Genomic DNA, 11853 nt, shown 5'->3' with positions numbered 1-11853 from the left:
GCTCACTCGTACAACGTTACTCGCGACTAGTCGCGTGACCATTGAGTCGTCACCATCTCAAAATAAGCCAATTGACATTTAAAACAACTAGCAAGTCCGATCGCGAATTGCGGTGGCCGCTTCAACTTGCTCTACGACTCGCGTCTCCAATTCGCAACAGCGCATCGATATGAAGAAACCAGGCACTCCTTAGACTCTAGCTTCAAGTGCAACACCTTTGATGAGATAGGGTGTTGCGATGACGAATTACAAGCATCTGAGCGCCGAAGAGCGCGCGGTGATCATGATCGAGAAGGCCCGGAACACGAGCGTCAGAGCGATTGCAAGGCTGCTTGGCCGCAGCGCGTCGACGATCACACGAGAACTGGCGCGCAATCGTACGGAAGCGCCTCGCTGCTATGACGCCACAAGCGCGGCCAGAGCCTATCGGACGCGCCGCGAGCGAAGTCGGCGTCAGGCGAAACTGGCAGCAGGAAGCACGCTGTACTGGCGGGTGCATCACGATCTGGTTTATCGGTGCTGGTCGCCGCAGCAAATTGCTGCGAGACTTCGCGAGATGCATCCAGACAACCCCGAGCAACGAGTCAGCCACGAAACGATCTACGCGGCGATTTATACCCATCCCCGCGGCGGCTTGAAGCAGGCCATGATTGAGGCCCTGCGTCAGGAGAAACCGGTGCGTGGCAACGCACGCAAGACGCTGGCCCGCAAGAGCTTTGTGCCGGAAGAACTTCGCATCGTCCATCGGCCCGAGGCAATCGAAACGCGCCAATGGCCCGGTCATTGGGAAGGCGATCTCATCAAGGGGGCCTTCAATCGTTCCTGCGTCGGCACACTGGTCGAGCGCAAGACGCGCTTCGTGGTGCTGTGCCGCATGGATGGCTGCACGGCCGAGGATGCACTGGAAGGCTTCACGCGCCAGATGAAGAAGCTGCCGGCCTTTCTGCGGGAAAGCCTGACCTACGATCGCGGATCGGAAATGACCTGTCATGTCGAGCTGGCTGAACGATTGAATCTGGATATCTGGTTCGCGGATCCCTACGCGCCTTGGCAACGAGGCAGCAACGAAAATACCAACGGCCTGCTGCGCCAGTTTCTACCCAAAGGAATGGACCTGTCAGGCGTGACCCAGATGCAGTTGAACGATATTGCCAAGCTGATGAACGGACGCCCTCGTCAAACCCTCAACTGGAAAACCCCCGAAGAGGCCATGGCGATGGAATTGGCTGCCACCGGGTTGGCTAAACGTTGCACTTGATTCTTGAGACCGCCCTGCATGGTGATCGCGTGTCGAATTGGGACGCGCGGCTGATATGCGTGTGCGCGCGGGCAAAGGATTTCCGGTTTCCGGCTGAGGCATACGGCGTCGAGGCATCGCCCGCCGCTGAACGCTACGCGCTCACGACCGTCGAGCGGTTGCAGATGCAGCGCCACAAGATCGGCGCCCGTACGGTCGCTTCCGATCGGAGGTCGCTGCGTTGACGCAGAGGGGAGCCGCCCCGCGCAACATAGTTGGGAAGCGCACCGCATCCCGGCACGGTTGGAGTGCGCGATGACGCAGCCCGCGCTGGTTTACCCCGAGCGCTCGAACGTCGGCCAGAGGTCTGAGGCCCGAAGTTCAACGCATGTCAGACACGAACTCCTGGCAACGGCAGGACGTCTCACCGATGAAACGTCCGGTGCGCACCGCACGCAATCGCGTGCTTGGACCGACGCCCGTATCGAGTACCCCACGCAACCGCCCCCACCGCGCACACCCCCGCCCGGCGCACCTCCCGCGCACACGCCTCGACACCACCGCGTCCGCGCCCGAAAATGCGACTGGCGTCACCATGGCGTTACGTTACATCGGTGAAGCATTTCATCGGTCCGGACGAGTTTTCCGTGCCGCACGCCACCATACACGACCGTCCGCCGGACGCCGCGACATCCCGCGCGAGCCAGTCCCGACGCGCCACAGCAGCCATCGCGGCGCGCCGCGCGCGACCGGCCGGGCAAGTGGATCGCGTTGCTGGTACGGAACCTGCATTCGTTGCAGCAACAGCCGCGCCGCCGAGCGGCGCATATACGAACCCGGTTCAGGCCAAGCCCGAACGATCCACGCCAGTTGCGAGGCATTTCATGGATACGCTGCCCAACTCGTCCGATACGTCGTTCCAGATCTTTCTCGCGAAGCTGCTCGAACAGCCGCAGCCTGAATGGACCGAAAAGCAGCAGATGGAACTCGAGATGGCCCGCTCGCTGTCGACCGAGATGGTGCGCTACGCCGAGGACATGCGCGGCCGCGCCGACCTCGCGCGCTGCCTCGTGCTGCTGCGCTACGCGAAAGTCCTCGACTTCATGCTGACGTCGCTCGCCGCGCACCGCGACATTCACCCGCAAACGCTGCGCACGCTGTTCCGCCTCGCCAACCTCAAAGTCGACGATGCGTATCCGGTGTGAGCGGTGTGAGCGCACCCGAGCGACGCACCGTCGGCGCCATTAGTGCGCCGCCCGCCATCCCCTTCCGGTAACGCCGCGCTCAACATCGCGCGGCGATCTGCTACACCGCCAGCGGCTGCACCACCCGCGCGGCCCGCGACCATCGTCGCCAGCGGCCCATTCCACACCCGATCCGGCGCCGCCACCGGTGCGCCAGCGCGCGTGAACGCATCGCATACAGCCGCGCAGATTTGCTTACGTCGCAGGTAATCGACGCGCGTCGCGCGCGTGCCGATCATGGCGTCATCGATCAACGCATCGCATCGACGCCAAGGAGCCCGACATGACCGCCTACGCCATCGCCCACCTGCACGACGTTCAAATCTGCGACGACATCGTCGAATACCTCGAACGCATCGACGGCACGCTTGCGCCGTTCGACGGCCACTTCGCGATCCATGGCGCACGGCCCGACGTGCGCGAAGGCGAGTGGCACGGCGATCTGATCGCGATCGCGTTTCCCGATCTCGCCGCCGCGCGCGCGTGGTACGACTCCGACGCTTACCGGCAGATCCAGCCGCTGCGCACGCGGCACGCGAGCGGCCCGCTGATCCTGATCGACGGCGTGGATGCGTCGCACAAGGCGACGGACATCCTGCGCTGAACCCGCCGCCGCCGCGGCGTCTAGTTCGCGCCGCGCTCCATCGGCTCCCCGACGACGAATCCGCCGCCCTGGAAACGCTGCGCCGGATCGTCGAGATCGGCGCTCGGCGCGGTGAGCGCGAAGCGCCCGGCGAACTGCTCGGAGCTGTCGCGCGGACGGAAGCCGAGGAAGCCCGCCTTGGTGTTGTCCCACCACTTGACGGGATTGTCCGACACGCCGTACACGACCACGTGCCCGACGCGGTTCGTCAGCAGCGAACAGCGCACGAGCTCGATGAAGTCGCGATAGCTGAGATAGGTGACGAGCATGCGCGGATTCTTCGGCGCTTCGAACGACGAGCCGATCCGCAGGCACACCGTCTCGATGCCGAAGCGGTCGAAGTAGTAGCGCGACAGCGCCTCGCCGAAGCACTTCGTCACGCCGTACAGGCTGTCCGGACGCTGCGGCGCATCGGCGTCGAGCACTTCCGTCACCGGATGAAACCCGATCGCGTGATTCGAGCTCGCGAACACGATCCGCTTCACCCCGTGCTTGCGCGCCGCTTCGTACAGGTTGTACGTGCCGCGGATGTTCGCTTCGAGCAGGTCGTCGAACGGCGCGTCGACCGAAATGCCGCCGAGATGCACGATCGCGTCGACGCCGTCGACGAGCGCCGCGACCGCCTGCCGGTCCGCGAGGTCGGCGACCCGGACCTCCTCGTGCGCGGCCGCGTCGCCCAGCGGCGCGACGTCGCTGACGCGCACGACGTCGGCCCAGTCGGCGAGCGCGCCGCGCAACTGGCAGCCGAGATTGCCGGCCGCGCCCGTCAGCAGCAGGCGCCGGAACGGCTTGCCCGCTTCGGTGGTTGAGGCGTTCATCGAATCTCCTTGGAACTGGCTTGATTGGAAAACGTTTTCCAACTATAGGTTTGATGCGGGCGCGGCGTCAATGACCGAAGCCGTCGCCCGGCTTGCGCTTTGCGCGCCGGCTTTTTCTGCCACAATCCCGTGCCCAGCGAAGAAAACGTTACCCTCCGCATGAAAAAAGTTTCCCCGACGATTCGCGACGTCGCCGCCGAAGCGGGCGTATCGGTCGCGACGGTGTCGAAGTACGTGAACGGCGCGCAGCGGTTCTCGCCGACGGTCGAGGCGCGGCTCAAGGCCGCGATCGACAAGCTCGGCTATCGCTCGAACCCGCTCGCCCGGTCGATGATCACGGGGCGCACGCGCACCATCGGCCTCGTCATCCTCGACATCAGCAATCCGCACTTCACGAACGTCGTGAAAGGCGCGAACCGGGTCGCGCTCCAGCACGACTACACGCTGCTGCTCGTCGATACCGACGAGAACCAGGCCCGCGAGCGCGCGCTGATCGAGGCGCTCGCGCCGCGCGTCGACGGGCTGATCGTCAGCTCGCGCGCGCCCGACGAGGGCCTGCGCTGGATGCTCGGCCTCCACAAGCCGCTCGTGCTGCTGCGGCGCAGCCCGGACCTGCCGATTCCCGGCGTCGGCATCGACAGCCGGCTGTCGACCTACATGCTCGCGCGCCATCTGCTGAATCTCGGCCACCGGCACATCGCGTACCTCGGCTTCGGGCAGGCGCGCATCAACGACGAGCGCATCCAGGGCGCGCGCGACTGCCTCGCGGAAGCCGGGCTCACGCTCGACGTGCACGACGCGCACGCGCCGACCGCCGAGGCCGGCGAACGCGCGTGCTCGCGCGTGATGCTCGGGCCGCGGCGCCCGCAGGCCGTGATCTGCTACAACGACCTGATCGCGCTCGGCTTCATGAAGGAAGCCGCGTCGCTCGGCTTCAGGCTGCCGCAGGACGTGTCGGTCGCGGGCATCGACAACGTGCCTTACGGCGAATACGCATCGCCCGCGCTGACCACCGTCGACATCCAGAGCGAGAAGATGGGCGAGCTCGCGATGCAGAAGCTGATCGACGCGCTCGCCGGCCACGCGGACGCCGGCTACTCGACGTTCGAGCCGCGGCTGATCGTCAGGGGCTCGACGGCCGCGTGCCGCTGAACACGGCTGCGCGCGGCCGCGAACGGCCCGGGTCGCGGCATCAGGCATCAATGCAGGCATCAATTCGCGCATCAATTCAGGCATCGAGCTTCGCGGGCGCCATGCGCGGCGTGAGCGCATGCATGACCGAGAGCGCCAGCAGATACGCGAGCGCGCCGATCGCGAACAGCACCCAGTAGTGGCCCGTGCGCTGCAGCACCTGGCCGATCACCTCGGAGAACAGCACGCCGCCGATCGAGCCGGCCATCCCGCCGATGCCGACCACCGACGCCACCGCGCGGCGCGGAAACATATCCGACGCCGTCGTGAACAGGTTCGCCGACCAGCCCTGGTGCGCGGCGGCGGCAAGCCCGACGATCAGCACCGCGGCCCACAGGTTCTGCACCTGCGAGACGAACGCGATCGGCAGCACGCAGCACGCGCAGATCAGCATCGCCGTCTTGCGCGCGGCGTTCACGCTCCAGCCGGAGCGCAGCATCGTCGACGAGATCCAGCCGCCGCCGATGCTGCCGACGGTCGTGAGCGCATAGATGCAGACGAGCGGCAGGCCGATGTGCTGCATGTCCATCCCGCGCGACTCGTTGAGCCACTTCGGCAGCCAGAACAGGTAGAACCACCAGACGGGATCGGTCAGGAACTTGCCGATCAGGAACGCCCGCGTTTCGCGCTTGCGCAGCAGCATGCCCCAGCCGGGCGCACCGGCGTTCGCGTTGGCGGCGTCGAGCGCTTCGGCCTCGTCGCGCGGCTCGTCGAACGCCCGGCTGAGCGCCTGCGGGTCGGCGGGCCGGTAGAACGCGAGCCATACGACCAGCCACAGCAGGCCGACCGCGCCGACGATCACGAACGCCGCGCGCCAGCCGTAGGCGAGCGCGATCGCCGGGATGATCGCCGGCGCGAACACCGCGCCGATGTTCGCCCCCGAGTTGAAGATGCCGGTCGCGAGCGCGCGCTCGCGGCGCGGGAACCATTCGGCCGTGGTCTTGATGGCCGCCGGGAAATTGCCGCCCTCGCCGATGCCGAGCAGCGCGCGCACGAACGCGAAGCCCGTCACCGAGCCGACGGCCGCATGCAGCATCGCGGCGATGCTCCAGAACAGCATCGCCAGCGCGTACGACACGCGCGTGCCGAGCCAGTCCACCACGCGGCCGAAGCCCAGCAGGCCGATCGCATAGAACGCGGAAAACGCCATCACGATGCGGCCGTACTGGACCTGGGTCCAGCCGATGTCGTGCTGGAGCATCGGCGCGAGCAGGCCGAGGATCTGGCGGTCCATGTAGTTGATGACGGTGGCCAGGAACAGCAGCCCGCACACGGCCCAGCGGTAGCGGCTCGCGACGCGCGCGACGCCGACGACGGCAGATTGCATGAATGTCTCCGTTGCGCGGCCGCGCCCGTCGCGCCGACTGTCGATACGTAGTCCGTAACCGGCGACGGGCGCCGCGGCGAACCGCAACTGCGCAGGCATCGCGCAGCCGCTATTTCACCGATGGGTGGAAAACGTTTTTCCAAGCATAGGCCGCCGGTCGGGGCGATGTCAGTCCGGGATTTCGATGAGTCATCTCAAATTCGATCGCGCAAAAAGAGATGACCGTTTCGCAAAGTGCACATCAATCGTTTTCCGCGATGCGCGTGCGGTGAAACGGGGTCGTGACGGAGCCCGTGCGCGCGGATGCGCAAGTCAGCGTTCGGCCGGAAACTGCGCTGCGGATCGTTTAAAGTCATCGGATGTATGCCGATCCCGCTCCGCTGTCTGCTACGACACGATGCCTTCGCGCAATCGCTGCCTCAACGGCGGGTTCGGATGTGCGTATCGTCGCCCTAGGTGGAGCGCCACATGGTCCGCTGCGTAAACGCGCCGAATGCGTTCGCTGCCGGCGCCGCGGCGCGCAATAGCGTGCATATGCCGCGCTACGCGAGCCAACGCCCTCAAGGAGAAACTTCGCGATGACTCCCGCGCTTCTGATCCCGAGCCCGCTCGGCGACATCGCTGTCCGTATCGAGCACGATGCGCTGACCGGCCTGTTCTTCGTCGGCCAGAAATACTATCCGTCGCTCGCGATCGCCGCGGATGAGCACGCGCACGTCGCCGCTTCATCGCTCGCGCGGCACATCGCCGACGAGGTCGCCGAATATTTCGGCGGCACGCGCCACACCTTCTCCGTACCGCTTCAGCTGAACGGCACCGCGTTCCAGCGTGGCGTCTGGCAGCAACTGCTCGCGATCCCGTTCGGCGAACTCGTGTCGTACGGCGACGTCACCGAGCGCCTGGGGTTGCCGATGAGTGCGGCGCGCGCGGTCGGCGGCGCGGTCGGGCGCAATCCGGTGTCGATCATCGTCCCGTGCCACCGCATCATCGGTGCGACGGGCAGCCTCACCGGCTATGCGGGCGGCATCGACAGGAAGCGCGCGCTGCTGTCGCTCGAAGGCGCGCGCTTCGTGCGCGGTGACCGACACGCGGCGCAGCAGGCGTTCGCGTTCTGAAGGCGTCGGATCGCGTGCGACGCGCCGCCGTGGGTCAATCGTCGCGACGCTTGCGCATTGCGTGCGCGACGCGCGCGTTCGCCTCGAACTTCGCGCGATGCGTCGAGAAGAACGTCCGCACGTTGCGGACGTTCGACGCGCCGGTAAACAGCCGTCTCGCGAACGCGTCGTAGTCGGCGACGTCCGCAAGATCGGCGATCACGACGAAGTCCGGCCCCGGCGACACGCGGTAGCACTGCGTGACCGCCGGTTCCGCGCACACGTAGCGCTCGAACGCGTCGTAGTCCTCCGCCGTCTGCCGGTCGAGGCTGATCTCGATGATCGCGGTGACCGCCGAGCCGATCATCTGCTGATCGAGGATCGCGATCTGCCGCCTGATCACGCCGGCGTCCCGCAGCCGGCGCACCCGGCGCAGGCAGGTCGGCGGCGACGACAGCGCACGCTCGGCCAGCTCCAGGTTCGACACCGATGCATCGTCCTGCAGGATCGAGAGGATGCGGAGATCGAGATCGTCGAGCGTGATGCCGGCCATCGGCAGCTCCTTGCGAGATGGATGTGGAATTTAATTTCATCATCCTACCGCATTGCCGCATCGTTTCAGGATTACGCCAATTTTGAAATTTAATTCCATTTTGCTGCCTCTACTATCGCGGTCACGGACTCAGACAACGTATTCAGGGAGCGCGATATGTGTGGAATCGTCGGGGCGGTGGCCCAGCGGGACATCCTGCCGAATCTCGTCGACGGCCTGAAGCGGCTCGAATACCGCGGCTACGACTCGTGCGGCGTCGTCGTGTACCGCGACCGGGCGCTCGCGCGGGCGCGCAGCGTCGACCGCGTCGCCAACCTGCAGCGCGAGATCGCCGAGCGCGCGCTGTCGGGCTACACCGGCATTGCGCATACGCGCTGGGCGACCCACGGCGCGCCGGTCACGCTCAACGCGCATCCGCATTTCTCGCCGGGCGACGACGACGCGCGCATCGCGCTGTCGCACAACGGCATCATCGAGAACTGCGACGCGCTGCGCGCGGAACTCGAAGCGCACGGCTACGCGTTCGCGAGCCAGACCGACAGCGAGGCGATCGCGCACCTGATCGATCACCTGTACGACGGCGACCTGTTCGATGCAGTCCGGCGCGCGGTCACGCGCCTGCGCGGCAGCTACGCGATCGCGGTGATGTGCCGCGACGAGCCGCACCGCATCGTCGGCGCGCGCAACGGCATGCCGCTCGTGGTCGGCGCCGGCGACGGCGAGAACTTCCTCGCGTCCGACGCGATCGCGCTGGCCGGCATCACGGACCGGATCGCCTATCTGGAGAACGGCGACGTCGCCGACGTCCAGCTGCATCGCTACTGGATCGTCGATGCGAACGGCCTGCGCGTGGAGCGCGCCGTGCAGCGCGTGGCCGCGCACAGCGGCGCAGCCGATCTCGGGGCGTACCGCTACTACATGCAGAAGGAGATCTTCGAGCAGCCGCAGGCGGTGGCCGACACGCTGCTCGACGTCACGTCGATCATGCCGGAGCTGTTCGGCGACCACGCGTGGCGCGTGTTCAACGACGTCGATTCGGTGCTGCTGCTCGCATGCGGCGGCAGCTATCACGCGGCGCTGACCGCGAAGTACTGGATCGAGCGCCTCGCGAAGGTGCCGGCCAGCGTCGAGATCGCCAGCGAGTTCCGCTATCGCGACAGCGTGCCGAACCCGAAGACGCTCGTCGTCGCGGTGTCGCAAAGCGGCGAGACGGCCGACGTGCTGGGCGCCGTGCATGCGGCGAAGCAGGCGGGCATGCTGCATGCGCTCGCGATCTGCAACGTCGCCACCAGCGCGCTGATGCGCGAGTGTGCATTACAGTTCGTGACGCGCGCGGGCATCGAGATCGGCGTCGCGTCGACGAAGGCGTTCACCACGCAGCTGGTCGCGCTGTTCCTGCTTGCGCTGTCGCTCGCGCAGGTGCGCGGCCGGTTGAGCGACGACGACGAGAAGCAGCATCTGCGTGCGCTGCGTCACCTGCCGGATGCGATCGCGAAAGTGCTGGCGCTCGAGCCGCAGATCATCGGGTGGTCGGAGCTGCTCGCGCGCCGGGACAACATGCTGTTCCTCGGGCGCGGGATGCATTACCCGATCGCGCTCGAAGGCGCGCTGAAGATGAAGGAGATTTCGTACATTCATGCGGAGGCGTATCCGGCTGGCGAGCTTAAGCACGGGCCGCTCGCGTTGGTGAGTAACGAGATGCCGGTGATTGCCGTCGCGCCGAACGACATGCTGCTGGAGAAGCTGCGGTCGAACATGCATGAGGTCAGCGCGCGCAACGGCAGGCTGTTCGTGTTTGCCGATGTCGATTGCGGGCTGGCGCCGGGTGAAGGGATCGACGTGATTCGGCTCAATGAGTACTACGGGCCGCTGTCGCCGATTCTGCATACGGTGCCGATGCAGTTGCTCGCGTATCACGCGGCGATTGCGCGAGGGACGGATATTGATAAGCCGAGGAATCTGGCGAAATCGGTGACGGTGGAGTGAGGGGCGGTGGGGGTTTTGGCGGTCGCAATCAGTGAACGTATGATTCCTTGTCACCAAACAACCGCGAAAAAATCGCTGTGTGACTGCCGCATAGTCTCGCCACACTTGCCCGAATCGCGCGTCCGTGTCGCGTTCCTCCTGCCTGTCGCGGCGGACATCCATCCGAAGTCGACACGCAAGGCCGGGCTGCCCCCCCATTGACGCAAATCAAGCCCGTCATACGCGAGCCGCTTAGCATCGTTTCAGCAGACACAACCGGCCGTAAGGGGGCAGGACATGCAACGCTTTTCGACTTTTCGTGCCGCGTGTCTTGCGGTGTTGATGACGGCCTGCATCGTGATGCTGTCCGGATGCGGCTACAACGCCATACAGGCCCAAGACGAGCAGGTGAAGGCCAGTTGGTCCGAGGTCCTGAACCAGTATCAGCGCCGTGCCGACCTTGTCCCTAACCTCGTCAATACGGTGAAGGGATACGCGAATCAGGAAAGAGACGTTCTAACGCGGGTGACCGAAGCCAGGGCGCAAGTGGGCGCCATGCGCGCCACGCCGGAACTGCTGGCGGACCCCGCCGCGTTCGCAAAGTTCGAGGCGGCCCAGGGACAACTGACGTCGTCTCTTTCCCGGCTGCTCGTGGTTTCCGAAAACTATCCGCAGCTGAAGTCCGACGCAAATTTTCGTGACCTCCAGGCCCAGCTCGAGGGTACCGAAAACAGAATCGCCGTCGCCCGGAACCGCTACATCCGCTCGGTTCAGGACTACAACATCACGGTTCGCTCGTTCCCGAACAATCTGACCGCGATGGCGTTCGGCTACAAGGAAAAGCCGAACTTTGCCGTCACGAACGAAGCGGAAATCGCCAAGCCGCCGCGGGTGGACTTTGGTGCCGCGCCGGGGCCGGCGAGCGGAGCCGCAAATTGAAGATGGTTCGCGCGGCGCTGGTCGCCTTGGCCGTGCTGTTTTGGTGGAGCAACGCCGTCGGTCAGACGGCGCAGCCTGTACCGGCGCTCTCCGCGCGCGTGACCGACGCGACGGGCACGCTGTCCGATGAACAGCGCAGCACGCTGGAGCAATCGCTGAAGGATTACGAAGCACGCAAGGGAAGCCAGATTGCGGTGCTCATCGTACCGACGACGCAACCCGAGACCATCGAGCAGTACTCGATCCGCGTCGTCGAACAATGGAAGCTCGGGCGGACGCGCGTGGACGACGGCGTTCTGCTCATCATCGCCAAAAACGACCGGACGCTGCGTATCGAAGTCGGCTATGGCCTGGAGGGTGTGCTCACGGACGCCACGAGCAACCGCATCATCGAGGACATCATCGTCCCACGATTCCGGCAGGGCGATTTCTACGGCGGCGTATCGGCCGGCGTGGACGGCATCATGCGCGTGGTGGATGGGGAACCACTTCCGGCTCCCCGCCAATCTCCGGGGCCAGGCGCCGGCAGTCTATTGCCGGTGTTGTTCGTGCTGACGATTGTGGCGGGCGGTGTGCTGAGAACCCTCTTCGGCAGACTGGCCGGAGCCGTCATCACCGGAAGCGCAGTTGGATTCGTCGCGTGGCTATTGTCGGGCGCGGTTCTCGTCGCCATCGTCGCCGGCGCCATTTCCCTTGTATTCACGTTGATTGGCGCCGGGATGGGGATGCGCGTCGGCGGCCCCTACATCGGCGGACATTCAGGGGGGCAAGGTTCTGGAAGAGACATCTTTCGCGGCGGCGGCGGTGGCTTTGGTGGCGGTGGCGCGTCGGGGAGATGGTAA

The 11853-nt window shown here is 65.7% G+C and carries 12 protein-coding genes; 9 read left to right on the top strand and 3 right to left on the bottom strand.

Going from position 1 to position 11853, the window contains the following annotated elements:
- Window positions 1-238 precede the first annotated feature (238 nt).
- The 4 genes from WJ35_RS21010 (at window position 239) to WJ35_RS20995 (ending at window position 3085) form a co-directional block, all read left to right on the top strand.
- A complete protein-coding gene (locus WJ35_RS21010) occupies window positions 239-1258 on the top strand; it encodes an IS30 family transposase (protein ID WP_080484403.1) in 1020 nt (339 codons plus the stop codon).
- Window positions 1255-1482: a hypothetical protein gene (locus tag WJ35_RS21005; RefSeq protein WP_069239914.1), complete on the top strand. Its 228-nt coding sequence runs from the start codon at window positions 1255-1257 to the stop codon at window positions 1480-1482. The genes WJ35_RS21010 and WJ35_RS21005 overlap by 4 nt, the downstream gene beginning before the upstream one ends.
- A gap of 639 nt (window positions 1483-2121) precedes the next feature.
- A complete protein-coding gene (locus tag WJ35_RS21000) occupies window positions 2122-2442 on the top strand; it encodes a DNA-binding protein (RefSeq protein ID WP_011881331.1) in 321 nt (106 codons plus the stop codon).
- A 322-nt stretch (window positions 2443-2764) separates the two neighbouring features.
- Complete coding sequence (locus WJ35_RS20995; RefSeq protein ID WP_045578281.1) at window positions 2765-3085, top strand: DUF1330 domain-containing protein; 321 nt, start codon at window positions 2765-2767, stop codon at window positions 3083-3085.
- Window positions 3086-3105: 20 nt separating this feature from the next.
- Here WJ35_RS20995 and WJ35_RS20990 read toward each other — a convergent pair whose 3' ends face one another.
- A complete protein-coding gene (locus tag WJ35_RS20990) occupies window positions 3106-3942 on the bottom strand; it encodes an NAD-dependent epimerase/dehydratase family protein (RefSeq protein ID WP_069239913.1) in 837 nt (278 codons plus the stop codon).
- A 159-nt stretch (window positions 3943-4101) separates the two neighbouring features.
- On the opposite strand from WJ35_RS20990, the gene WJ35_RS20985 reads away from it, so the two are divergent.
- Window positions 4102-5094, top strand: coding sequence for a LacI family DNA-binding transcriptional regulator (locus WJ35_RS20985; RefSeq protein ID WP_230459744.1), 993 nt, complete (start codon window positions 4102-4104; stop codon window positions 5092-5094).
- 76 nt (window positions 5095-5170) lie between these two features.
- On the opposite strand, the gene WJ35_RS20980 is transcribed toward WJ35_RS20985, so the two are convergent.
- Window positions 5171-6460 carry an MFS transporter gene (locus WJ35_RS20980; protein WP_060231869.1) on the bottom strand — a complete coding sequence of 430 codons (1290 nt, stop codon included), beginning with the start codon at window positions 6458-6460 and terminating at the stop codon, window positions 5171-5173.
- Window positions 6461-7038: 578 nt separating this feature from the next.
- On the opposite strand from WJ35_RS20980, the gene WJ35_RS20975 reads away from it, so the two are divergent.
- Complete coding sequence (locus tag WJ35_RS20975; protein WP_069239912.1) at window positions 7039-7575, top strand: methylated-DNA--[protein]-cysteine S-methyltransferase; 537 nt, start codon at window positions 7039-7041, stop codon at window positions 7573-7575.
- A gap of 34 nt (window positions 7576-7609) precedes the next feature.
- Here WJ35_RS20975 and WJ35_RS20970 read toward each other — a convergent pair whose 3' ends face one another.
- Entirely contained in the window at window positions 7610-8107 is a 498-nt protein-coding gene (locus WJ35_RS20970) for an Lrp/AsnC family transcriptional regulator (RefSeq protein WP_069239911.1), read from the bottom strand.
- A gap of 156 nt (window positions 8108-8263) precedes the next feature.
- Here WJ35_RS20970 and glmS point away from each other — a divergent pair, with 156 nt between their 5' ends.
- From glmS to WJ35_RS20955, 3 genes are all read left to right on the top strand, one after another.
- On the top strand, window positions 8264-10093 hold the full coding sequence (gene glmS / locus WJ35_RS20965) for a glutamine--fructose-6-phosphate transaminase (isomerizing) (RefSeq protein ID WP_010089977.1): 1830 nt from the start codon (window positions 8264-8266) through the stop codon (window positions 10091-10093).
- A 276-nt stretch (window positions 10094-10369) separates the two neighbouring features.
- Window positions 10370-11011, top strand: coding sequence for a LemA family protein (locus WJ35_RS20960; RefSeq protein ID WP_069239910.1), 642 nt, complete (start codon window positions 10370-10372; stop codon window positions 11009-11011).
- A 2-nt stretch (window positions 11012-11013) separates the two neighbouring features.
- Window positions 11014-11853 carry a TPM domain-containing protein gene (locus WJ35_RS20955; RefSeq protein ID WP_011881321.1) on the top strand — a complete coding sequence of 280 codons (840 nt, stop codon included), beginning with the start codon at window positions 11014-11016 and terminating at the stop codon, window positions 11851-11853.

The organism is Burkholderia ubonensis, assembly GCF_001718695.1.
Lineage (GTDB): Bacteria > Pseudomonadota > Gammaproteobacteria > Burkholderiales > Burkholderiaceae > Burkholderia > Burkholderia ubonensis_B.
This window is presented reverse-complemented; position numbering and strand designations above follow the sequence as displayed.

What these genes read in the sequence shown, in the direction of transcription:
- WJ35_RS20980 (WP_060231869.1), bottom strand. Translation starts at nt 6,460, where the DNA reads ATGCAATCTGCCGTCGTCGGCGTCGCGCGCGTCGCGAGCCGCTACCGC.
- WJ35_RS20995 (WP_045578281.1), top strand. Translation starts at nt 2,765, where the DNA reads ATGACCGCCTACGCCATCGCCCACCTGCACGACGTTCAAATCTGCGAC.
- WJ35_RS20985 (WP_230459744.1), top strand. Translation starts at nt 4,102, where the DNA reads ATGAAAAAAGTTTCCCCGACGATTCGCGACGTCGCCGCCGAAGCGGGC.
- glmS (WP_010089977.1), top strand. Translation starts at nt 8,264, where the DNA reads ATGTGTGGAATCGTCGGGGCGGTGGCCCAGCGGGACATCCTGCCGAAT.
- WJ35_RS20975 (WP_069239912.1), top strand. Translation starts at nt 7,039, where the DNA reads ATGACTCCCGCGCTTCTGATCCCGAGCCCGCTCGGCGACATCGCTGTC.
- WJ35_RS20955 (WP_011881321.1), top strand. Translation starts at nt 11,014, where the DNA reads ATGGTTCGCGCGGCGCTGGTCGCCTTGGCCGTGCTGTTTTGGTGGAGC.
- WJ35_RS21000 (WP_011881331.1), top strand. Translation starts at nt 2,122, where the DNA reads ATGGATACGCTGCCCAACTCGTCCGATACGTCGTTCCAGATCTTTCTC.
- WJ35_RS20960 (WP_069239910.1), top strand. Translation starts at nt 10,370, where the DNA reads ATGCAACGCTTTTCGACTTTTCGTGCCGCGTGTCTTGCGGTGTTGATG.
- WJ35_RS20990 (WP_069239913.1), bottom strand. Translation starts at nt 3,942, where the DNA reads ATGAACGCCTCAACCACCGAAGCGGGCAAGCCGTTCCGGCGCCTGCTG.
- WJ35_RS21010 (WP_080484403.1), top strand. Translation starts at nt 239, where the DNA reads ATGACGAATTACAAGCATCTGAGCGCCGAAGAGCGCGCGGTGATCATG.
- WJ35_RS20970 (WP_069239911.1), bottom strand. Translation starts at nt 8,107, where the DNA reads ATGGCCGGCATCACGCTCGACGATCTCGATCTCCGCATCCTCTCGATC.